This window comes from Paenibacillus sp. Marseille-Q9583 (assembly GCF_976954365.1).
In genome coordinates, this window is sequence record NZ_CDRJTB010000001.1 from 21,198 (window position 1) to 47,018 (window position 25,821).

Here is a 25,821-nt window from a genome sequence, read left to right on the forward strand (position 1 = left end):
TTTTAAAGGTTTTCCTTTATATTAACATATCACGATTCGATAGTTACGGTCTTCGTTTTCTGTTCCCATTTTACAGTTAATCCTAGCTGTTCAGAAACTAGTCTTAACGGTACTAAAGTCCTACCTTGTAAAATGATTGGTGCTACTTCAGCACTCTGACGTTTACCGTTCAGCAGATACTCCTTTTTGTTTACGGTAAGATCCAGTGCCTTGGCCCCGCGTAATACCATGATCTTCTTGTTCACCTGATCCCAAGTAGCACTGCCTCCGAAAGCATCAAGGACATACCGAATTGGCACATAAGTACTGCCGTCTTTTACAATTGGAGCTACATCAATAGCTTTCTTATTTCCGTTTACGGTCATTGCCTTCGAGCCAATGCTCATAGAAGCTGTCCCTTTTGGTAAGCCTGCATCACTGGAAAGTGAAGGCATTGTAAAGGTGATATTATCAAAGGCAACTGTACCCGTCTTCGCCCGTTCATCCTGGCCTTCCTCTACGTTGACTACATAGAGTCTCTTCAGCGTTGCTGGGAATTTAATGCCTGAGCCTGACAAGTCAATGTTAATATTCTTCCAACCATTCCAATCGATGATCTTCGCAAGATCCACATAAGCTGTAGCTCCACTGTTGTCTACAAATTCAGCACGCAGCCAATTCAAGCTCATATCGCCCATCACATCAACCGACATTGAAGTTGCAAGCGCTGGAACTGTTTTTCCGCTTGTACCATTCAGCTGAGCATAAGCATACATTTTCCCGCTTCCAGCTGTCATATCATAACTGAGTGACAGCACCTTGGAGCCTACTCTTTCAGCCGTTCCATCCACTATCGTTGCAGTACCCTGTACCGCTGGAACATTGGTAGTAAAGTCGATTGGATAGCTTACCTTCTCGAAATCTTCCCATGTTGTAGCTGCTGCTGTTGATAATACAACCACTGCACTAAATCCATCATAACGGGCAATAGCGTAACCTGTAGTAACCCCTGCATCAACGGCGTTTACAGTGAGCTTGCCATCTTTCACAGCTCCCTTAAAGCCTACAAACTCCCACTTCAGGGCTGAATCCGGAACATTAATAGTTGTTCCACTCTTCGTTGCCGCTGTAACAGGGACAGACACAGTAGTTCCGGCTGTCAGTGGCGCTGTAGCTGTACCTACACTCATACTGGATAAATCATTACCACCTAGGACTGTAACAGTTGTAGATGCGCTTGCGGCACCGCTTTTAGCCGTTAAGGTAACGGTACCTGGCTTCACTGCCGTTACTTCACCTGCACTTACTGTCGCGCTTCCGCCGCTTGATACCCAAGTAGGATTACCTGCTGCTACATCAATAGGGTTGTAGTAAGTGTCATAACCTTTTAAAGAATACGTTGCCTTTTGTCCAACCAGCAGTGCGGAACTTCCGCTAATTTTGATCCCTTTCACCTCACCTTGCGGTGCATTAGTGTAGACACCAAGCCCGTTAACGATACTACGTTGCTCTGTGCCATACTCTGTATTAAAAGTGAGTGTAGTAGAGGTTTCACCGAGGGGCCGGTCTACCATCGTTGTAGAGCCACCTCCATCGAGATTAAGACCTTTCCAGACTCCGATATTCGTCATGAATGATTGCAATTCGGTTAGAGACATCCCTGAACTATTGCCATTTTTCTCAGTAGCTATGATATATACATAACGTCCGTCTTGGGAATATCCTAAAGCTGTGCGTGCACGATAGCCTCCAATGCTGTTAGTAGATCGAGAAAACGTTGCTGCTTTTCCGTTATTTACTAGAATCGTATGTCCGCCGATCATGGTTTGCAGATTCGCAGGATCTAGCGATTGCTGTGTAGTCTTAGATTTCAGAGAGTACACACTTGTTACAGGTTGTCCTACCGTCAAATGGGCAGTAACATATCGTGCGGCTAAGCCATGTGCCCGCAAAATATAAGCTCCCTTTGGAACCGCCATAGAGAGTGCAGCATTTTCTGAAATTTGAGTAACTACACCATTCTCAACAAGTACCTCTGTTGGAGTGGTGGAGCTATTTTTAGGGCGGTCCAGTGCAGTCCATACATCTGTGTAAATATACATAGCATTAGCATGACTATAAGTCGAGCTTCCGCCTTCAGGGCTATAAGCACCTTTATTGATACCGGAGATCTCAAACTGTGCGCCATCTGGCGCAGTTACCATCCCCTCAAAGCTGTACTCGTCAATAATAGGTTTGCGCTCCTTTGTCACTGCAAAGGCATACATTCCATCCAATTGTGAAGGGGTAGACACCAGTACTCCACCTGATACTTGTCCACCGATCGGAGCACCCTCTCCACCTGTATTAAAATAATCGCCATTTACTGCGGCCACGGCTCCAGTTTCCTTGGCCATCCCGCCAGTACTTTGCCGCGTAGTCAGGTTTCCGCCTTTACCAGTCATTACATCTAAGGAAACATATGGATTGTTAAGATCCACACGAATGACATCCGCAAGCCCAGAAGCACTCGCCCCAGAACGTGTAGTAGTATATTTATATTTCATCATAATGGCGCCCGAAGTAATCACTTCTTCTCCCAGCTTACTTACTTTAAAAGGAGCTGTGGCTGCAGCTGCGATTGGTGCAGACCCCTGACCAAACAGCATCATACCTTCACTGCCGATGACCGGCATAATCCATAACACACCAGCCAATGAAGCAGCAATCCACTTTTTAGTGGAAGATAATCTTATTCCCCGTACAACCTCGCTACTCTTCTTCTCCAAGAAAACTTCATTCATTTCAACGTAACTCTCCCATCTCTTTTGTACTCTATCAGTCCATATCAATGTCTGGAAACTGGTTCCTATTTTTCTAGTTCTCTTTTAATAGACTGAAAATAAGCCAAAAAGTTGCGAAATTGAGAGATTTCAAGCTTTATAGAGCCAAAACTGTCATAATTAGACGACAAAAAAAGCCCGGCATGATTGCCGGACTTTTCCAACTAATTTAGTGTTTACAAGAATTGACTACAAGTAATCTGCCTGTTTCAGCATCCGCTGTAACATCACGGCAGCTTGAGCACGTGTGGCATTGCCTTGGGGGCCAAATTCACTGACTGTCATGCCCAGAATAATCCCTGATTGCACTGCCTTTGCGACGAACTCTGCACTTTGATTCTGAATCTTTGCTTTATCCTTGAATTTTGCAAGTGTTGAGGCAGAAGTACCGCTTAGTGTAATAGGATGATTCGTATATTCCATCGCACGGATCATCATGATCGCCATCTGCTCGCGTGTTATATTATCATTTGGACGGAAAGTACCATCCGTATTCCCTGTAATAATTCCAGCTTTAGCCGCTGCACCAATGTAGTCTCCAGTTTGTGTAGAAGGCTGCACATCCCGGAAACGTTGTGCGGTCTCACGATCTCCTAGCAAGCCTAGACCTCGACTGAGCATAATAGCAAACTCAGCACGGGTAATTTTTTTCTCCGGATTAAACGCACTACCGTAGCTGCTATCAATAATATTCTTTGCGTTAAGCTCAGCTACGATTGCATTACTCCAATGCTTACCCATATCCGTGAAGGCTCTGGTGGATAAGAAACTCCCTAATATCTGATTACCAGCGGTTCGAGCACGAATAACCGTATAGTTGCCAACCGTACTGATTTTTGTAGGTAGATAAGCTGCATCGTAATAGGAAAGGTCTAACCTGGCCGCGGATGTCTGCGCACTATTTAATGAAGAAGTAGTACGTACGGTATATTCACCTGGTACTGTCAGTGCCTTGGCATTCGAATAATTACCGCTAACGATCGCCGTCACCCGGACATCCATAAGACTAGTAATAGTACGCATACCCATCGTCTGTAGCTTTTGCTCAAAAGGTGTAAACGTACCTGCTGGGACTTTATCCAAGCGGAACACGAGCGAGATATTTTTACTGTCCGAGATCAGGCTGCTCGCCAGCCCATTCATATCAATATCATTGAGCCCTACGCTAAATAGATTATCTCCATGACGAATCATGAACTTAGTATTTTTATTACGGTTCACCGCATCTAGAAATGGTTTTAGCGGAGCCGTTACAAAAGCTGCTTGCTCCGTGGAAGGAACCTCAAAAGCCAACACATCATTATTCATCTTATACAGATATTCATAACTGGCAGCTATTCGATCTGCGTTTAAAGTATATCTTTTTACAGATTGATTATATACAGAACGGTCATCCACAATTTGCGAGGAATCGCTCTTTAATAGTGCATACTCTTTTCCAAACTCACTCGTTGCAAGTGTTCCTAGGTAGGATGGACGATTTCCAGATCCAGTGGTCACGCCAGTTAGATTCTGAACTGATAAAGCTGAGAATGAGGAAAGAGTATTCCCACTCAAATCCTTAATCGTACCGGTACCAGACATATAGGATAGGTCCACTTTTTGACCGGTCTTTACAACCGAGGATAACGTTATTTTTAGAATATTACCTGAGAGATAGTAGGATTGCACTCCCAAGCTGCTTCCGTCTGCTCGAACTCCAAACTGATTCGCATAGAGGGAACCGGATGACTGCATATTCTTTGCAAAAGTAACTGTTAACTCGTCACCTGTAACGGTCGCTGAATTAATCTCTGGAATAGTAGTGCCACTGTTCTCTGAAATGGATACAGGCTGTAGGTTAATATACGCTGCCCGATTCCCATTCAAATCATTTATCCCGGCAGAACCCGGCACATAAGATATAGTCACATTCTGATTAACCGCGAGCGCTGTCTGAAGCGTCAAAGTGACCTGAGTGCCGCTGACCGATACATTAGTCACATAATTAGGCGTGCTGCCCACTAACACAGAGAATTGGCTATTCAGTGGGAGATTGGTTGTAGATAAGCCTTCATTATAATTCAAAATGATTTTAGTGCCGCCTCCGGTTGCACTTTGAAACACTGGCGCAATCGTATCGTTACTGTTACGGATATTGAAATCAGTAAAGTCCGCAATATTTTGTCCATAAGAATTCAGCAAAGGATACGAACCTGCATAGTAGGACACCCGAACGTTCTGTCCATTCGATGCTTCACTGCCCAATGTTAAATATACTGTATTGCCACTGGAACTGATCGAGTTGACCCCAAGTGAGCTTCCATCTGCAGTCACTGAGAACTGGTTATGAGCGTAATAGGAAACCGATTTTAGTGTGTCGTTAAAATTTAATACTACAGATCTCCCCGTGATTCGCCCATCTTTAGGTGTCGGCATGGAGGACTCAATAGAGTTTGTGATCTGTTTAGAGCTAAAAGTGCTCGCTGCATTTCCGCTTGGATCCTGAATCGTCCGCAGTCCGCCATTATAGCTGACCTTTACAATCTGCCCAACGGCTACTCCTGTACTCAGCACCAAGTAGGCACTGTCTCCCTGAATATAAACACTTTCAATCGCTCGATTCTCATCGTTCACCGTAACTCCAAAGCTTGAGGTTAACAGCGCTATGGATGAATTGAGAGACTCATTATATTTCAGACGAATGGTTCGATTATTCTCAAGCTGTGCTGATGTGAGCTGTGGAGCTGTTTTATCCAGAGACAAGGTCTTGAAGCTCCATGAATTTTTACCACTTAACCCGTCATATAGAACGTTAGCATCACTTGCGTCTACAAAAGCCCCTTTAGCGATATCAATGTAATAAGTTGAATCACTATCTAACGCTACAGAAGGTGTGATTATAAATTCTTTAGCTGTTGTGGTACTCCGAGTAACGTTAACCGGCACCTGAGATCCTCCGCTTTTATATAGAGCCACACCATTGGCCACTGCACCGTTATAATTCACATCCCGATTAAAAGCGATCGAAAAGGATCTGTTGTTAGCAATAGATTCACTTCGATCAGATGGATTCAAAGCACTTACGCCAAGTCCAGTCAAAGATACCGTTGTGAAGGTCCAAGTGTACGGGCCCGAGGCAGGAAATACATTTCCATCTTGATCATAAAAAGCACCCTGGGGGACCGTAACTGTATATTGTGTGCCGTTTAGCAGCGGTGAGGCTGTGGATGCTGGATTCAATATTATAGTTCTGCTACTTCCTCCAGTAACGGCTGGGGAGTTCACATTAAGCCATCTTGTTCTAGCATCGTTAGCTGCCCCTGGGGACACCGTAATTACACCTGATGCAGGCATCATAGGACGGTCAAAAGTGAGCTGTAGCGCTCCTGTGGTAGATATACCGCCTGCACCGTTAGCCGGGGATGGAGTCATTGGAATTTCAGCTACACCTTTTGTAGAGAAACTCCATACATTGCCGCTAGAAATCCCAGAGAACGTTCTATTATCAACATCCTTAAAAGCGTAGGCATCAATAAGAACATAATAATTCCCTCCGGCCGCCAATGCTTTCTCTAGCGTTAATTTAACTGTAGTAGAGTTAGCATCAGTCAGAACGTTAACTCTAGTGTCATCATCCTTTATTCTGAACTCTTGCACTGTTGTATTATCTGCTGAGGAGAGGATTCGGATAGAGCCCCCACCTTTTAACAGCTGCTTATTTAGTGTCAGACTAAGTTCCTTTAAACTCCCGGCATCTACTCTTGCATTACTAGCCGGTGAAAAGTTGCCTGCCGTGATAGCCGTATTACTCTCTGGAGCGGTGGTAAATGCCCATGAAGTAAGTCCTGATTCATTACCCTCATTATCTTTGAACAATCCTTTGGGAATTGTGACCGTGTATGCCTTATTCGGAGTGAATTGTTGGTTTGGCCCTAACTTAAGCTCGTAGTCTTTTGAACTACCAATTAAACCATAACTACCAATAGGAATCGTCACAAAAGGTGTACTATCACCCTGACCCGTGATGGTAATTTCTCCAGCCTGTGGGTTTACTTGACGATCAAAGCTTAATTTAAGAGATGACCCGATATTTACATAGGTTGCTCCAGGTGCTGGCGACACACTAATGCCAAATTCCGCTGCAGCATGTACTGCCGATATTCCAATTCCGATAGAAGGATACCCTGCTCCAAGTACCAGTTCTCCTGCTAGAAAAATTGCCGTCCATATTGAAATTTTTCTTTTCATGCCGTGATAGACTCCTCTCAAACCATACTAACGTCTTTATGTATATTCTTATATTTCGGTTAAAGGGCTTACAAAGTTTAGTAGTCTACTTCTCTATGATTAGAATCAATCCTAATTCTGTCCATTACATAAAAATAGCCCGCAGAGTTGACACTAAGTGCCAACTTGCGGGCTTAACGAATTATAAGAACATATACTTAACTACAATCCTGCTTGACCTCTGAGTAATTCTGCTTTATCTACGCGTTCCCAAGGAAGATCAACATCAGTCCGTCCAAAATGGCCGTATGCTGCAGTCTGTCTATAGATTGGTTTACGCAAATCAAGCATGGAGATAATACCCGCAGGGCGAAGATCAAAGTTGTTGTTGATCAGTTGAACCATCTTTTCCTCACTGATTTTACCTGTTCCGTATGTATCCACATTAATCGAGACAGGAGTAGCCACACCAATGGCATAAGCAAGCTGGATCTCACATTTATCAGCTAGACCTGCAGCTACAAGATTCTTCGCCACATAACGAGCTGCATAAGCCGCAGAACGGTCCACTTTAGTTGGATCCTTACCAGAGAATGCGCCGCCGCCGTGACGAGCATATCCGCCATACGTATCAACGATAATCTTCCGTCCAGTCAGACCGGCATCCCCTTGAGGACCACCAATCACAAATCGTCCTGTTGGGTTAATAAAATATTTAGTTTCAGCATCGAGCAGTTCCGCAGGAACAACCGGCATAATTACATGCTCTTTAATATCTGCCTGAATTTGTTCAAGAGAAATTTCTTCCGCATGCTGTGTAGATACTACGATAGCATCCACGCGTACAGGCTTCTCATCTTGATACTCGATCGTAACTTGTGTCTTCCCGTCAGGACGCAAATATTCCAAAGTTCCGTTCTTACGAACTTCAGATAAGCGACGAGCAATACGGTGAGATAAAGCGATCGGTAGCGGCATCAGTTCAGGTGTCTCATTCGTAGCAAAACCGAACATTAAGCCTTGATCACCCGCACCAATATTTGCCGTTTCTTCAGCCAATTGTGCTGGATCACGGTGCTCGAGAGCAGAGTTTACACCTTGAGCAATATCAGCTGACTGCTCGTTAAGTGAGCTCAATACTGCACAAGTATTATAATCGAAACCATATTTTGCACGTGTGTAGCCAATTTCTTTAATGGTATTGCGTACGATGGCAGGAATATCTACATACTCAGATTTGGTACTGATTTCCCCGATCACCAAAACAAGACCAGTTGCTACTGCTACTTCGCAGGCTACACGAGCATTTGGATCATTAGCTAAAAATGCATCCAATACCGCATCGGAAATCTGGTCACAGATTTTATCCGGATGCCCTTCCGTCACGGACTCGGAAGTAAACAAATGACGCCCTTTAATAGACAAGTATAACAACCTCCCTTATGGTTAGTCTGACACTGTATAAGGAATTCCTTAATAATCACAGGCCAAATTAATAAAAACTATAAACAAAGAAACTCAGGGGCCTGTTCTTTTTATGAAGGATGATTGCAGTATTTCATGTTTATATTCACTAAACTCTTCAAAAAAATGAACCTTTCCCATATGGAAAAGGTCTAAGGCTTTCCTCAAAAGTCATATTATCTTATTTGGGAGGTGGTGTCAATTACTCCGAAGCCCCTCCATCACAGTATAAATATTGATTCCGCAGTATTAAAAAGTAATATCAGATAGGATTAATAAGATTTTTTTACCCCTGATATTATTAAAGAAGAGACTGTTCGGCTTGCTTAATGAGTCTCTTCGTGATTTCTCCGCCAACAGAGCCATTATCTCTTGAGCTAAGATGTCCAAGATACTGGCTACGGCCAGAACCACTACCTCCGATTGCTCCTAATTCAGAAGCAAACTCTGTGTCTGCTCCGCCTCCATAATGCGCTCCATATAAACCGAATTCAGCTGCAATTTCATATTGCATTTGCTTCAGCATTGCCCGACTTTCCGGTACCACTGTACGATTGTTACGTGCCATGTTTCAGCACCTCCTGTGAATTTGTAAGATTACAGGAATATTGTGCGACCAACATCTACTCTTCAATCGCGCCAATGATTTGTAACTTTGGAAATCAGTTTGAAGGTATGATTAAGTACTTTTACGGGCATTATGAATATATATTATTACAAATTATTTTAGTGTATATCCACCACGAACCATGACAACAAGGCCAAGAGTTTGTCCTGTTTGGACGGTAATACCACGACCATCACGAGGGAAAGATAATAAATGGTTAGTCGGTGCAGCTACTCCATTGGCAAGATCTTTACCATCCGTTAAATCAGCAACACCATTTGCATCCTGAGAGTAGATAACCGCTTTACCCGCACGAACAATAAATTCAGCACCTGCGGAAGCAATTAGAGTTTGACCTGGTTTTACATCGACAATTACGGATTCATTACTGCTAGTAGTCGGGTTTGTTGTAGCTGTTGGAGCTGAGCTTGGACTCGGAGTAGCTGTAGCTACTGGAGCTGTGCCTGTACCACCTGTAAGTGCTTTCTGAATTTGCTGATCAACATAGCTTTTGGTAACCACTGGGTCATCTGCTGTTCCAGGCTGTGAACCCACACCTGCACCTTCAGCTGTAACATTCAACAGTGATCCAGCCCATACACCACCAGCCAGCAATACAGCTGCAGTTGATACTTTCCATACCGTTTTCAATGAAGTTCCTCCTCATATTGGGGTAAATGCCTATAAAAAAAGAATAGCCTCCGAAGAGGCTATTCTGTGCTTCGGTAATCGGAGATTACTTAGCGGAGATTTCTGTTTCACCAGTGATTTTGTTACCATCAACATCAGTTGCGTTTGCTGTCTTAGCAATCTTAACGATGATTCTGTTAACATCATTGGAGTTCAGATCCAAGTCGCCAGTTGCACTTGCATCAATGGCTTTCTTGGAGAAAGTAACAGACCATTTACCTTTATCTGATCCATTAAGAATTGGTTTTACAGTGTAATTAGCTTGATTAATAACGTTAGATGCAGACGCATCATTGTTGATGTAGAATTCCAGATCTTGTTTATCAAGATCTACTACTTCTTTAGAGAATCCAAGGATCAGCTCATAAGAGTTGCCGCTGGAAACCACTGCAGAAGTGAAGAGTGGGCTAGTTCTGCTAGTAAGCTTACCCTTCTTCGAAACCGCTTCGATAGCATTGCCAGATACATCAGTAACGCCGTTAACTACAAATTTGTAGTCTGACTTAGTTTCAGTGATTGAAGAGCTAGGGATATGGATTGTTGCACGAGCATACTTCGGACTAGTTGAAGATGTTGTTACAACTCCAGCATCAGTAAGAGTTTGAATAGTTACATAAGTACCAGCAGGCAATGCCTTGTCGTCCAATGTGTAGCTATTTACATCTAGTACAGAAGCAACGTTCAGACCACTTGCATCTTTCAGATCAACAGTTACGGTAGCATCACCATAAACAGTATCAGTTACAGCTGCTTTTGCGCTGTCATTGATTACGATTTGGTTGTTGAACAGTACTGGAGCATCGCCATCAGTAGCAGCGGATCCGATAGTCACTGTCAATACAGTTGCTGCAAGCTTGTTACCAGAGAAGGATTTATCTTTAAAGAGTCCTTCTGGAAGACGCACAGTGTACTCACCAGCATCTACATTAACAGCAGTTAATGTATGAGTTTTTCCGCTACCACTTGTAGTGTTAGCAATCGCAGTAGATTGACCAGTTTTGTTATTGATCAGTACTACAGAACCTACTCCAGTGTTTACAACATCTTCAGAGAAAGTCAGTTTGAGACCTTTAACAGAAGTTGAAGTTGAGTAAGTGATACCAGTAACTGTTGGAGCTACAGTATCCTTAGTGAAAGTGACTGCTTGACTCGAAGCAGTTCCCAATGTGTTACCCAATGTATCCTTAACAGTTGCTCCGAATACAACGGATCCAGTGAAAGTACCAGTGGATGGGAAGCTAGTCAGAGGGCTTTGCAGGGTAAATTTCTTGCCGTTAGCAGTAGTAACAACACTAAATGTACCTTGGCTTTCTCCAACAGAGTTCAAGAGACGAACATTACCAACCAAAGATGCACGGTCAACGTTCTTGTCAAACTCAACTTCTACGAATTTGTCGCTCACAGCAGTTACGCTCTTAATTACAGGAGCAGCAACGTCAGAAACAACAGTTACAGTAGTTTTGATTGGGTTTGGATTAGCTACGTTACCTGCATAGTCAGTTACATTAAGCAGGGAAACGTCATAAGTCTTACCACTATCCAATGTTACTCCACTCAGTTTAAACTCAGTGTAAGTATCATTTTGTACAGTTACAGCAGCAGCTGAACCATTTACATAAGCAACAATGCCAGTAGTTTTAACTGGTTCGCTGAAAGTTACATAAACATCTTTAGTAGTTGCTTTTGCAGTAGAAGTAACAGAAGCAACAGTTGGAGCTACAGTATCAGCTACAGTAAGCAAAGTTGTGAATGCTGGAATAGCTTCACCAGCTGTTGTTTTAACAGCATCGTTCACTACAACTGTGTAGTTACCTTTAAGACCTTTAACACCTGGCAGTGTAATTGTAGCTTCAGTATTGTCAGCAGCGAAAGTTACAACAGCGTTAGCTACTTCATCGTCTTTGCTTCCAACTTTAGTTACTTTTACAGTACCATCAAGAACTTTTCCACCTTCAGCCAATGTATCAGTATCGATAGCACGGTTGAATTTAACAACTACTTGTTTAGCGTTTGGAGCAGTTGCGGAAACAACTTTAGGAGCTGCCAAAGTTACTTTTGTAGTGTAATCGTGGTTGTTGTGTTTGAAGTTGATTGTAGTTTCAACGCCCGCTACAAGAGCAGTAGTCAATTCAACAGTTGTAGTAGTTTTGTCAGAGAAAGTAACAACTACTTTAGTTGGGCTTACTGCGTCTGCAGAAGCTACAGTAGGAGCTGCTTTCAATTGGTCAACTGCATAAGCTGTTTCAACTACCAAAGAACGGCTAGCGTTAGCTTTGAAGTTAGTGTCTTTAGCAATTAGACCAGCATTGATTACCGCTTGAGCATAACCTTTAGCCCATGCAGATGCAGTGTTGTCGCTAGTTGCTGGTGTTTCAAGTTTCAAAGCGCGGAACAATACAGCCGCTACTTCTTCAACTGTTACTTTACCATTATAGTCGAAGATACCTTTAACAGTATCTTTACCTTGCATCAAGTTAGCTGCAGTAACAGCTTCGATGTAAGGAACTGCCCAGTTCTTAGCGTTGTAACCTTTGTCTTTGTAAGACAATTTGTTAGTTACTTCAGTAAGATCGAACAATTTAGTAACGATCTTCGCGAATTCAGCGCGAGTAAGATCTTTTTCAAGGTGAGCTTGACCATCTGGGTACCCATTGAGAATACCTTTTGCTGCCAAAGCGTCAAATTTTTGTTGCGGAGTTGCTGCTGCGTCACCAAACGCTACAGAGGCAAACATCGAGAATGCCATTGCTGTAGATAATGCTACGGATAAAATTTTCTTCATAACCTTTTTTTCTCCTCCTTGGACGTTCATAAACTGAGATTTTTCTTTAGTTGAGTAGCTCGTGTCACTCATTAGCCGATGCACCCCCTTTCCAGAGTTGAGCAAATTAAGTATAAATAATGTCTGTGACGGGTATCACAGAAACTGGTAAACAATGATCAGGACATGACAATACTAGATTCCTAATTATACCTAAGTATTATACAATGTGCCTCAAGTCACGTAAAGCTAATTTTTCCATTTTGTTAAAATCGCTTTACCACTGGTTAATTTCAACTGCCTGTGTAAATGACTCTACACCTTAAACGCAGAAGATTTGGAAAAGTTGCGGTTTCTCAAAAAAATCTTTTCTTTTTTTGTTTTCCGGCACAATCCCAATAGAAGATACATATGTATGTTCTACTAACTATTGTTAATCTTGGGTTGCCACGGAAAATAGTATACCATAGTCGTTTTCTAAACGTCATTATGCAATATTTACTAAGTATCATTAACACTAGTGCCATTTATTTAAACATTCCTACAAATTTTGAGTATGCAGGAGCAGATAGCCTGATTTCTCACATCACTGTAGAGCGATTATATGACAACGGTTCCCCTTCTGGGATTCGACTCATAGTTCTTACACTAAAGGTATAACATCCTCTTTCTTGGTTCGCCTCCTGTTTCATTACTTTGATGATTCGTAAGCTAATGGCCACTACTTACCGTCACCATTCGGAGATCCACTTTAAAGACAGCATCATGATGCTGAACGCAACAAAAAAGCGCCGTTGCCGGCGCTTGCTTCTATTACAGTAGGGTCTAACGAATCTTCATAGATAATTGGATCAATTCCTGACGCTTTTCAGGACTTGAGTTTACATTGTCATACATTGCATCAATAGCTGCGCGATTCTCGCGGTAGCTCTTCTCATGTTTGATTGTAGTATGAGACCATTCGATCAGGGCATTCTCAGCCACAACAAGCTCGTTGTATGAATCATGGAATCCTGTAGCCTGCACAAGTTCCTCCATGACCTCTTGCGTAATTTCCTGTAGTGCCCGTTTAGCCGCGATTTCCTTCTCCAACACTTTTGCTCTATTCTCAAACATATTCTTGGCTTTCATGTAATCCAACTGTGCTTTTGCTAAAATCGGTTTCATGGTTGGCTTTCACCTTTCAGAAAATAATATTTTCTAAGTTATTGTAACGTAAATCGAAGCAGAATACAAAATATATGTCTCTGGTAAGTTTACACTTTTCTCTAAGTTGACTATTATACAACTGTAAAATTGGTTGGGATTAACCATTTAAATGGAATGAAGAACGACCAATCCGCAGATATTTCTTGCGAAATTGGCCGTTTTTTTAATCCTAACTCTTTAATTAAAAGTTTTCGGGAAAATACTTGTGCTCTTTTTGAGCAGTTCTACAGCAATCTTACCAGCCTCTGCACGTGTAAGCTTACCTTTTGGATTAAAATTATATACTGGCTTCTTTTGCCCTGTAATCGTCACTGCGCTGCCTTCCATGATCTTAGCCTTGGAAACTGCCTCAATAGCTGGCCGAGAGTAAAAGTCCATATTACCGGTGTCTACAAAAGATTTAGATAGACTGGTTAACAACTTATTGTCATTTGTAGACATTTTCAGCTTAAGAGCCCGAGCGATCATCACAGCCGCCTGTTCTCGCGTAACAGGTTGATCCGGACCAAAGAAACCATCGCTTAATCCAGTAATAATACCAGCTCTTGCTGCTGTCTCAATATGTTTGAAGTCCCAAGTTGTAGAAACTGCTTCAGGTACAATATCGAAGAACGTCTGCTGATTATTATTATAATTCAATGGAAGGCTCAAGCCCTTCACTAACAACGTAGCGAATTCTCCACGTGTTGTTGTATTATCAGCACCAAACTGGTCAAACCGCAAATTCTTCATAATGCCTTTAGAATAAAGACCATTCAAAATATTTCTAGCCCATGGGTGATTAGTAATATCGTTATATCCACGACGAAGCTTCATTACAGTGTAATACCCAAATTGATCAAATGGCACCGTGATGGTGTGTTTCTTTGTGTCCACTTCTCCACCAATATTCTCCCATTGTCCTGAGTCCGTGTAACGGAATACAGTGATTGTGGAACCAACCTCATCAACAATATTTGGATTAAAGGTTAGTGTAAGATCACCTCGCTGGGATGGTACAATCTTGCGTTCAGCTTCAATTTGTGTGAAATTACCTTCTATTGAGTATGGAGCAATCCCGTTAGTAGCCGGTTTATAAAGAGCAGTACCTTTTGTACCTCTTTCTCCCAAACCTCCGCTAAGCCAATAAATATCGGATACACGTGAGAAGTTATTAGTTTCTACTGTTGAGTTAAATCGTAATACAAGATCTGAAGGGATCAACAACGTACTCAAGCCACCTGGAGTCCGTGCATCAGCATCGACGTTAATAGTATTGCCATAATCATTTTTACGTTCAACAACACCATCCAATGGATCAGCAATACCGAACAATAGTTTTGTATCTGGATAGTACTTAGCTGCACCAGAGGTAGTATAGCCTTTCATAAGTGTACCTTTAGGGAAGCTCAGCTCTAGTCCCTTATTAAACGCACTATACTTCGTTGCAACTTTCTCAGCCATATACTGCGTATCTACTTGAACGGCACTCGCATAATACACGCTTATCGTATCACTGAGAGTAGAATCAGCGCGAACAATTTGAATTTTAATTGTTGTGGCTTTATCTGCTTTTAAACCTACAAAATCCAGTGTGAAACGATTCGGCAGATCAGTGCGCTTTTCGGCCTCATATTTATCAATAATGACTTTTGTAGCACCTTCAGCCTCAATATCAAAACGAACAAAGTTTTTGTTAACGACGATCTGTTCACCTACGGTTGCCACCGGGGACAGTACGCGATAGGGAGAAACTTCACGAACAACTTCCAGACGCTGATTTGTACGTGCACCTGTGTCATTGATTAATTCAAGATTATATACAATGCTTCCAGCAGTTTCAGCTGGGATATCACGAATTCGAAGCATAAATTCTGTGCTGTTACCGGAGAAATCATAATAATATTTTTGATTATTATAGGTGAATTCATTTAGCTTCCTGTGTCCAGAAGCATTTCCAGTCAAAACTTCACTACCAAAAGAAAGGAACAGGTCTGATCCTTGGTACAGGTTAAGCTTAGTAGCCGCCCCGCCTCTTAACACCAAATCATATTTAGTTTGGCTAGTAACAAATTTTTCATCCTTATAAATGAACTCAGAAGTTAATCCAAGAATGTCATTAAGTTCTTTATCTGTATAATCCTTCACTAAATCATGGGTAAAATCGACCCGTCCCTTAGATATAGACGGATGGAACTGTGACAAATTAGAGACATTCGTATCGATAATATAAATTCGCAGTTCTTTTCGAACTTCCCTTTTATTATTTGCCTTATCCATCGAGGTTCCAACAAACACAATCTTATTCTCACCATAAACTAGTGGACCTGCGGAGGATATAGGTAAATCAAAGGAAAACTTTGGATTCGTCAGCGTTACATTAAATTCATAGCCATTTGGTTTTGCAGTTGTTTTTATTTTATCGTTCGAAATCCCATTAATAAAGAATTGAGGATTACCGATGCTTTCAAATCCAATATACTCACCAGAAATAGTCATACTATTAGAGCTAGTAGCAGAATTAAAAGTATAGGTCTGTCCATCATTCAAATTAGCAACATAGATATAATTCTTAGAAACATAGGCGATATCGGCATTATAAAAGGATTGAGACCCCGAAAATTGAAATTTCACCTTTTGCTGGCCATTTGAGAACCCTTCAACTTTATACACCTTTTCATTAGCTTTTAAGCCTGTGACATTAGGCTGTTCTGTCAGGACTAGCGAAGCACCCAGTGGTAGGTAAGAACCCTGCAATATCGCTCCTGCTTTTGGGGCAACATTTGTTTTCACCAAAATGTAGAAATCGGGTTTTTCAACCTGAGAACCATTCAACGCTAGTTTTGAAACGGAAGAAATATCAACACTTGCAGCTTCTTTATATCCTGAAAGATAAAACATATCTGTAATCACAGTCTCATCTTTCAGATATTTATAACTTTCTTTGGTTGAAGTCTCGTAAGAACCATATTTAATGGACAGTACCACGTTGCCAGATCCCGAAGTAAGGGTAAATGGCGTTGTGGTCTCGAATGAAACCAATCGATATTGAGGCGTTACACCATCTGGACCAGGAATTACAATTTCTTTTTGGCCAGCACTAGTATCTGGCGTATAAACACCATCTGCCGAAATCGTGTATGATTTCAACACTTTAACCGGAACAACCTGATCATTAATTTTGACAATATGATCATCTTCAAAGGATTTATCACTTGCACTATAAGGTAAAAGAACTTGTCCTATGATATTTGCAGTAGTATCTGAAGCAGTTAGTGTAGGAATATTTTCAAGAATGTTATGAGCTCTATAATTCGTTCCATCACCATGATAAATTTGTAAGTCAGTAAAAGGTCTGTTTGTATTAAAGTAATAAATTGAGCGTTTTATTGTAATCGAGTCCGCTGCATTCTGCACAACGATCTCCAACGTGTTTTCCCCTGATTTAAGCGTTAATGCTGGAGTGAAAAATGTACCATCCTCAAGTAGCGAGGTTTGCAGTGATGATCCTCCATTCAATGAAACGCCCACTCGAGTTGCATTGGTCACATTACCTTGTAGCGTAATCTGTTGATTAGGAACAACAACCTTAGTTCCCTCATTCAAATTAATCGCGGAAGGTCCACCTCCAAGAACTTGTAGAGAGGAGATATAAGGAACCTTATCATAAAGAACATAAAATGATTCTGAGCGCTCTAAAGTACCTTGCATCCCAGAAAAAGTAATCTTATTGTATCCTGTAAACAATGTGAGCCCACTAGCAATAAAACGATTAGTAGGATTTGTAGTATCAGTGGTTACTGCGCCGGTAGTCGAGTGGGTAGCATCCGTAACCCATTTACTACCATTTTGAGTCAATTGCTGCACAGTGACTTTCATTGTAGAAGTTGTTACCTGTGCATACGTACCAGTAATCGAAAAATTCGGATTGCTTGTCTTATAAACGGTTTGTCTTGAAATATTATATTTGGCATTCGGATCGTTATCCGGCACAATCTCCTGTTTCAGCTCAATTGTATTTCGCAGCGTGAGATCATCCGGACTGAAGTATGTCGTGGTAGCCGCTGCCGCTATCGGCGTGTATTTACCTGGGAACATAGAAACGATCAAAGCCGCCAGCATCAGCCAAACGAACGGTCTCTTAAAGCGTTGCATGTGTTATATCTCTCCTTTGAGTATAAGTTCTCGTAAACCTTCACTTTGTTCTTTATCGGTCATAAGTATCAATATTTTTAGGGAAAACAACAAAAAACTCATCCGAAATCGGATGAGTTTTGTTAAGTTTAGAAAATTTTAGAATAATTGCTTAGTCGCTTAAGACTTAGAGCCTCTTTCCGGATTAGCCTTCATCCGCATTCTTAAAAAGAAATTAATCACTGGACGTTTAGTCTTACCAATCAAGCCTGTAATTTCAGCACCGATTTGCAAGAAGAAGAGCATGATACAGATGACCACGAACGTAACCCAGTTCGCTTCGTAAAGAGCTGCGGATGATTGAATGACCGCTAAAATACCGAAAAATGCAGCAATACCATAAATAATGAGTACAGTCTGGCGGTGGCTAAAGCCAAGCTCGCGTAGACAGTGATGCAAGTGACCTTTATCTGGTGCGAAGATTGGTTTCTTCTGCAGCTTACGTCGCACGATCGCAAAGAACGTGTCCGACAATGGTACACCGATAATAAGCAAAGGTGTAATAAACGAAACCACTGCAATCTGTTTAAATCCTAGCAAAGCAAGTAATGCCAAGCAAAAGCCTAAGAACAGCGAACCCGTATCTCCCATGAAAATCTTAGCAGGATGGAAGTTAAAGAACAGGAATCCGATGATGCTACCCAGAAGCAACAGACACAGCATTGCCACCATGGTGTTTCCCATCACGAAAGCCATTGCCGCAATCGTAGCAATTGCAATTCCTGATACACCAGCCGCAAGCCCGTCCAGCCCGTCGATCAGATTAACGGCATTGGTAACACCGACAATCCAGAAAATCGTAAGCGGGATAGCAATCCAGCTCTCCAATGAGGAATACGTATTGTTAAATGGAATATTCACAAAGTCTACAGTAATACCAAAGCCGAAAACAACGATACAGGCTGCGATAATTTGGCCCAGTAGCTTCACTTTTGCTGATAATTCGAATCGGTCATCGAGTGCACCGATAAGTACAATCAGTCCGCCACCACACAGCAGCGCTTTGATGAAGTTGACCTCCCGCGGAGTGAACTCGTATGGAATAATCGGCAATACGGCAAGCAGGCCTAACACAAACGCTAGAAAAATAGCTAATCCGCCAAGGCGGGGCATAATTTTCGTGTGCACTTTACGAGCATTCGGCACATCTGTTGCACCAATCTTAATGGCGAATTTCTTCACCAAAGGTGTGAGGCCAAGTGCGAGTCCCATGCATACGATAAATCCAGCGATGTATATGATTAACATTTGATCAGTCGACCCCCATTTCTCTACCGCATTGAATTATACGCTGTTACAAAAACAAATTCCAATCCTTTATTTAGGCTATTTTTCTCATTTTCTAGGTGAATATCGGCATTTTGCTAGACTTTTGTTACTTTATCTTTCTCACGCACCACTTTTAATGCGAATTTCGGCAGTGCAAGCATTCGTTTGTACCGTGTAGGTTCTTTTAGGAGACGGTATAACCATTCTATTCTCATTTTTTGGAAGGCTATTGGCGCTCTTTTGCTCTTCCCAGAGATCACGTCAAAGCTGCCGCCGACCCCCATCATAATCGGAACGCCCAGTTTAGACTTATATTTAGCAATCCAAGGTTCCTGACTATCCGCACCTCTGGCTACAAATAATAAGTCAGGATTAGCCTTAACAATTCCAGCAACAATTTCTTCATCTGCATCCGGACCAAAATAACCGTCGTGATATCCTGCAATGATAACACCCGGATATTGCAATTGTAACCTTTCAGCGGTTTCCCGAATCACTTCAGGCGTAGATCCTAGGAGATATACCTTCCAACTATATCTTTCACCCTGCCGCATCAATTCATGTAACAGATCATAACCTGCTACCCGTTCTGATACCGGCTCATTACAATAATTAGCAGCCCATACAACGCCTGTCCCATCGGGGACAACCAATTCAGCCGATTTCATAATATCCATATAAGCTGGATCTTCCAGTGCAGCCATAACCATAATGGGATTAGCCGTAATCACTTGATGCGGGATACGGGTATGAACAGCCTCCGTCAAATAGGCAACCGTTGCTGCCATATCAACTTTAGAGACTCTAATTCCAAAAATAGGAACTGTAGGTACCGCGCTTTCTGCTTTCACTTTAGATCATCCTTTATGGTGAAAATATTCTACGATTTGTCGAGCTGGTGCCTCTGCTTCTTGAATCAACTTGGAAATGACATCTTCCCGTGCTGCTCTCCACTCCTGCACTGTGTTCAAAAGATGAACAATCTCGGCAGCAACATGTTCAGCATCAAGTGTGTTCGTTGCTCCTACAGGATGACATTGAATTCTGTCTAGAAAATGATCGATCTTCGGATCATAAGAAATGCCAATCAGTGGAACACGTCTTCCAGCCGCATAGATCAAGCTATGAAGTCGCATACCAATCAGAACATCGCATTGTCCCACTTCCCGTAGCATCTGCTGCGGGTGAATAGCATCCTCACAAATACTGACCTGTCCGCCATGCTCGATTATACTTCCCTTCAGCTTATCCATCAGATAACGTGAAGTCTCATTGTCCGAAGGGGTGTGAAAAGGGAGAAATCTCAAATGTAACGGAACCTCGCGGTTGGCCTTAATCAAGCCTTGTGCAAGAGCCTCCAGTTCTCTGCGGTCTTGCTCCCAAAAACGTACCGATATCCCAATCACCGGAAGTGAATTAGGTAATTCTGAAGCTTGTGTAGTAGCATCCGTGTCCTCTGGCAAAGACAGGCCCATAACCGGGTCGGGAACAACCTCTATCTTCTTCTGTTCCAGTCCCATAGATAGGAGAAGCTCGCGGGATTGTTCATCCCGCACAGATATATAGGTACATTTACGAAACACGGATTTGATTAAAGGGTGAAAAAGTTTACGATTCACTGGCCCAATGCCTTGAGCATAGATAAAGGTTGGTCTCCCCATCCACTGCGCAAGCTTGATAATACCTAAATAGTAAGGAATACTCTTGCTACCTGTGACATCCTGCAGCAAGCTACCCCCACCACTGATCAGACCAGCGCTCTCATAAATCGCTTGACGGACTTCAACAAGCTTCATCCGGTGCACGGATTTCACTCCGTATGTGGCGCTCGTCCACTCAGGATCAATAGACAGCACTATAGGCTCAATGGATATACCCAAAGCTTGAGACTGTTTCTGCAGTGCAATTAGAATGGACTGCAGCACCGCCTCATCTCCACTGTTACGGAAACCATAGTAACCAGAGATAACTATCTTTTTAGGAGTGGCGACCATCGTTTCCAACACCCTTCTGCAATCTGCCATACGATTACGGCAATTATACCAATGATCAGTCCGAGTCCAAGACCGAGCAATCCACGAACCAGCGAGATCAGAACAGGTGAATGAATATGTGCAAAGGTATCCACCATGGAGAGCTGACCAATTACGGCAATAATCATGATAAACGCTGCACTCCGATATCTAAAGGCCAGGAATGCACCAAGAATTAATAACGGATGTGCGAGCAAAAACTCTTTATTACGCGGCCGGACACCAACCGTATTCTCTAGGAATGTACGGAAGGCCATTTCTAGAGGTGTTACGTTACCACCATTTCCAGTACGGCTTAAATAATACATACCTACGACCCCAAGAACCATAGCGGCAAGAACCATAGCTAATGTGATTGGTGTACGCAGCAGCTTACCTGTCTTGTTAAAGACAAACTCTCCACGATAGAGGAGTACATAAAGTGCTACAAGGCCGATAGGCGCCATATGGAGCAGACTAACACCACGGAACTGGTCCAGCACTAGACTGTAGGTTATGTTGTTGAGCAGTGCGATCACGAATGGCACAGCGCTCAAAGAAATTAATGACGTCTTCAAATAAAGCACCAGACTATGCGTAAACCGACGTTGCGGGCTCATAACCTTATAAGTAAGGGTATTGTTCCGTAGCGGAGGTCCCATTTCATTAACCTTACGAATGGCAAGTACAACCGCCAGGGTTGGTGCACTTATCGCAGCCGCTAGCGCCAGTGCCTGCTCAAATAGCTCTGGTTTCAAGACCAGCAGGCCTGCACTTCCCAGTAATCCTAGCACCCATGCAGGGATCGTAAGCCATGGAATAAAGTATGAAATCAGCAGCGCTACTAAAGAGACTGCGCCAACTACCGCAACTAGCTTGAAGTAACGCTGATAAGACGAATCTACAACCTCAAAAGCCGTAGCTTGTCCTAACTTAAACCCATTGTCTTTGATCTGCTCAACGGCACCACCAGGATCACTCAGACTCGTGACAAGGTTGTCTAGCGTATCTGTAATCTGTGCCTTAGCTGTATTTCGCGAAGGAATCGTATTTAAATAAATCATGCGGATATTACGATCCTTTGTTGCCAGGGCGAAGCGATCTGAGATCACTTTTGGATCTAAGGCAGAATCCCCTTCGCTAAGGGAATATAACCGTGTTACGTTATAGTCCAGCAAATAAGCAAGCTTGTTAAAACCCTTCTGCTGCTTCTTAATATTTTCAATCGCTGCAATTCCGATTCCACGTTCCTTAAGGAGATTTGCAAAGTCAGTAATACTAGCCGTATCGGCATCATCATTAAACCCTTTAACGGACTCTCCCTCGAATAGGATTCGTTTTACACCCAATTCTTCATAACGATCTAACAGCTTCATAACTGTTGCTTTATTATAAGTCAAAGAATCCACAAGACGCGGTACAATGGTGAACCCTTTGTCATGCAGCATCTCCAGTGTAAATGGATCCGGCTGAAGTGGCTTCAGTGTAGCATCTTCTATTGGAGTCTCAATAATAAGACCTTGTTGTCCGCGGAAACTCCATTCCTTCGAAGTAATCCCAAGATTACCGAATGCCTCTTTAATGACAGGCGCCAGGGCCTGGTAGTAATCAGGACTAGTAAAAAGAACATAAGTATAGTTCTCATTCACCGGAATGATTGTATCCGTAAGATTAGCGATATCAGCCGCACCCCACATCATTAGACGACGCGCCTTCCGATAATCTTCCAGCGTGCTTTCGTAAATCGCCATACTCTGAACACCAGCATCTTTTAGACGATCTAACTGTTCGGAAATATAATCCTGCGGATTTGCACGATAGCTTGCTACTTCAACTAAATCACGGTAATCAAATACAAATTCCACTGTCTTGGAAGACTTCTCCGTCTGCAGACGGTCATAGACAACTGGCAAGGCAGCTAAAACGCCAACCACAACTATGATCCACAGCCACTTTCGGGAAGAAATATTCCAACGTTGCCATTTTTGCTGCACCAAAAGTACCTCCTCTTTCACTTCAAAACTCTTTTTACAAAAGTAGAAACGGATCGTCATCCTTTTAGAGACGGTACCCGTTTCTATGCAAGCTTAAACGCCTTCGGCGTCCTTCCAAGGACGGTAAGCGTTTATGCGAGAAATATAAGATATAAAGTATGGCGTGAAACTTATACTTTCTTATATTTAAAAAATATAATTTCACAATATAGAGCGCGATCTATATTCTTATTTTATTGTTCCCCGTCAACACGAGCCATAACCTGCTTGGATAGTGTAGCTACCTTATCCTTAGCATTCTGCAAGGATTCACCCACAACCGCAAAATAAACTTTAATCTTTGGCTCGGTACCGGAAGGACGCAGGCAGAACCATGAACCGTCAGCCAGCAAATACTTTAGTACATTTTCCTTCGGCAGACCATTCAAGCCTAGCGAATAATCCAGCACCTCTGTAACGGCAGATCCCGCAATTTCTTGTGGCGCATTCGTACGCCAATCATTCATGATACCCTGAATTTGCGCAACGCCATCCTTACCCTTCAATGTACGGGACTCCAGGCTTTCCAAGAAGTATCCGAACTGCTCATACAATTCCTGAAGAACATCATATAATGTTTTGCCTTGAGCTTTGTAATAAGCACCTGCTTCAGCGATCAACATAGCCGCAAGAACGGCGTCCTTATCACGAGCATAGTTACCTGCAAGATAACCATAGCTTTCTTCATAACCGAAAAGATATGTGTAATCTCCGGATTGTTGGAATTGAGTCATTTTTTCCCCAATATATTTGAAGCCCGTTAACGTATTAAATACAGTTGCACCATAATGAGAGGCTACAGCAGCCCCCATCTCGCTCGTCACGATAGTCTTCACAACTGCACCATTGCTAGGCAATTTACCTTGTTCCTGTAAACGGCTCAAATAATAATGAATCATCAAAGCGCCAGATTGATTGCCCGACAAAACAACAAATTTACCTTCATTATCGCGAACCACTGCCCCCATACGGTCTGCATCGGGATCCGTGCCAATTAAGAGGTCTGCATTCAACTCTTCGCCCAGCTTCATAGCCAGGGTAAAGGCTTCGCGTTCTTCTGGGTTCGGTGATTTTACAGTGGAAAATTCGGAATCTGGTTGTTCTTGCTCAGGTACAACATGCACCTGTGTGAAACCTATTTTCTCAAGCACTTGGCGGACTGGCAGGTTACCAGTACCATGTAGCGGGGTGTATACGATTTTGAAGTCTTTTCCAAGCGTAGAGGCGATCTCTTCACTTGCAAGACTAACCGCAGCGACAGTATCGGTAAACGCTTCGTCATCCTTCTCACCAAGCCAGTGCAGCAGACCTTGACGCTCCGCTTCTTCTTGGGAAATCCGTTTCACACCATCAAAAGTGTCAACCCCTAATATGTAAGAAATGACCTTTTCGGCTTCATCAGGGACAAGCTGTCCACCTTCAGAATTATAAACCTTATACCCGTTATATTCAGGCGGATTATGACTTGCAGTAATAACAATACCGCCCGTTGCCTTCAAATGCCGCACACTGAACGACAATTGGGGTGTTGAACGCAGAGAAGTGAATAAGTGAGCCTCAATGCCATTAGCAGCCAATACAAGAGCAGCTTCAAGTGTGAATTCAGGCGAGAAGCGACGGGAGTCATGAGCGATAACAACAGAAGGTTTTCCCTCTCCAGTATGCGTCTCCAGAATATATTTAGCGAAACCTTGTGTAGCTCTACCTACCGTATAACGATTGATACGATTACTACCTGCTCCAATCACACCACGTAGACCACCTGTACCGAATTCTAGATCTCTATAAAATCGTTCCTCGAGCTCCTGTGGCTCGTTCTCCAGAGCGCGCAGCTCCGCCTTCGTAGACTCATCAACAGATTCGTTCTCCAGCCAGCGAGATAAGGTTTCTGCCGCTTTTGGGCTTAATTGAGTCATTTAGAATCTCTCCTTCTCCATGTATAATATATATTCGCTAATTAATATTAGCTGAGCGCAAACATAATTTCCCCAGAGGCAACAACTTTCCCCTCAACCGAAGCAGTAGCTTGTCCTTTTCCAATACTGCCCTTAAGGCGAGTAATCTCCACTTCAAGAGTGAGCGTATCTCCCGGTACGACTTGACCACGGAAACGGAATCCATCGAGCCCGGCTAAAAAGCCAATCCGACCGCGATTCGCTTCTACCCCTAGAATAGCAACCGCACCAACTTGTGCAAGAGCTTCTGTAATCAGTACGCCCGGCATTACCGGATAACCTGGAAAATGACCTGCGAAGAAAGGTTCGTTGATCGTTACATTTTTAATGCCAACAGCTCGTTTACCCATTTCAATCTCAGTGATTTTGTCCACCAGCAGAAATGGAGGCCGATGGGGGATGATTTCTTGAATTTGGTTGATATCCAGCATTATTAACAAAACTCCTTTCGGATGTTACTTTATTTATTCTTCGCCGAACTGCATAAATTTAGGCAGCTTCGGTAAAAACTATATATATCCTTCACCACCTGCAGAAGTGGAGGTTGAGATAAGGGGCTTTCTCCACCGGATGCGATAGCATGGCGGAGAGGGCCCTTTTTGCTGCCCGAGGCCCCCCACCATTATACATTTATCCGT

At 42.8% G+C, this 25,821-nt stretch carries 14 protein-coding genes; all 14 read right to left on the minus strand.

Annotated features, from left to right (window positions below; genetic code table 11):
• Positions 1-29 precede the first annotated feature (29 nt).
• Positions 30-2,762 carry a stalk domain-containing protein gene (locus ACWNM1_RS00115; RefSeq protein WP_449599068.1) on the minus strand — a complete coding sequence of 911 codons (2,733 nt, stop codon included), beginning with the start codon at positions 2,760-2,762 and terminating at the stop codon, positions 30-32.
• Between the two features lie 228 nt (positions 2,763-2,990).
• Positions 2,991-7,031 (minus strand): Ig-like domain-containing protein, encoded by a 4,041-nt coding sequence (locus tag ACWNM1_RS00120; protein ID WP_449599069.1) that lies wholly within the window; start codon positions 7,029-7,031, stop codon positions 2,991-2,993.
• Positions 7,032-7,232: 201 nt separating this feature from the next.
• Positions 7,233-8,435: a methionine adenosyltransferase gene (gene metK, locus ACWNM1_RS00125; protein WP_449599070.1), complete on the minus strand. Its 1,203-nt coding sequence runs from the start codon at positions 8,433-8,435 to the stop codon at positions 7,233-7,235.
• Between the two features lie 340 nt (positions 8,436-8,775).
• The gene (locus ACWNM1_RS00130) at positions 8,776-9,042 is read right to left on the minus strand and encodes an alpha/beta-type small acid-soluble spore protein (protein ID WP_076285662.1); all 267 of its coding nucleotides are present in this window, start codon (positions 9,040-9,042) and stop codon (positions 8,776-8,778) included.
• A gap of 153 nt (positions 9,043-9,195) precedes the next feature.
• Positions 9,196-9,732 carry a hypothetical protein gene (locus ACWNM1_RS00135; protein ID WP_449599071.1) on the minus strand — a complete coding sequence of 179 codons (537 nt, stop codon included), beginning with the start codon at positions 9,730-9,732 and terminating at the stop codon, positions 9,196-9,198.
• Positions 9,733-9,817: 85 nt separating this feature from the next.
• Positions 9,818-12,553, minus strand: coding sequence for a hypothetical protein (locus ACWNM1_RS00140; RefSeq protein ID WP_449599073.1), 2,736 nt, complete (start codon positions 12,551-12,553; stop codon positions 9,818-9,820).
• Between the two features lie 804 nt (positions 12,554-13,357).
• A complete protein-coding gene (locus ACWNM1_RS00145) occupies positions 13,358-13,699 on the minus strand; it encodes a hypothetical protein (protein ID WP_042131350.1) in 342 nt (113 codons plus the stop codon).
• A gap of 219 nt (positions 13,700-13,918) precedes the next feature.
• Positions 13,919-17,875, minus strand: a complete 3,957-nt coding sequence (locus ACWNM1_RS00150) for an S-layer homology domain-containing protein (protein ID WP_449599074.1) — start codon at positions 17,873-17,875, stop codon at positions 13,919-13,921.
• Between the two features lie 159 nt (positions 17,876-18,034).
• Positions 18,035-19,162, minus strand: coding sequence for a glycosyltransferase family 4 protein (locus ACWNM1_RS00155; protein ID WP_234530644.1), 1,128 nt, complete (start codon positions 19,160-19,162; stop codon positions 18,035-18,037).
• 116 nt (positions 19,163-19,278) lie between these two features.
• A complete protein-coding gene (locus ACWNM1_RS00160) occupies positions 19,279-20,034 on the minus strand; it encodes a WecB/TagA/CpsF family glycosyltransferase (protein ID WP_042192439.1) in 756 nt (251 codons plus the stop codon).
• A 6-nt stretch (positions 20,035-20,040) separates the two neighbouring features.
• Entirely contained in the window at positions 20,041-21,177 is a 1,137-nt protein-coding gene (csaB, locus tag ACWNM1_RS00165; RefSeq protein ID WP_449599390.1) for a polysaccharide pyruvyl transferase CsaB, read from the minus strand.
• Positions 21,153-23,189 (minus strand): DUF5693 family protein, encoded by a 2,037-nt coding sequence (locus ACWNM1_RS00170; RefSeq protein WP_449599075.1) that lies wholly within the window; start codon positions 23,187-23,189, stop codon positions 21,153-21,155. Before ACWNM1_RS00170 ends, csaB begins: the two co-directional genes overlap by 25 nt.
• Positions 23,190-23,422: 233 nt before the next feature.
• Complete coding sequence (locus ACWNM1_RS00175; protein ID WP_449599076.1) at positions 23,423-25,144, minus strand: phospho-sugar mutase; 1,722 nt, start codon at positions 25,142-25,144, stop codon at positions 23,423-23,425.
• 47 nt (positions 25,145-25,191) lie between these two features.
• Complete coding sequence (gene fabZ / locus ACWNM1_RS00180; RefSeq protein WP_042192447.1) at positions 25,192-25,614, minus strand: 3-hydroxyacyl-ACP dehydratase FabZ; 423 nt, start codon at positions 25,612-25,614, stop codon at positions 25,192-25,194.
• Between the last annotated feature and the right edge of the window lie 207 nt (positions 25,615-25,821).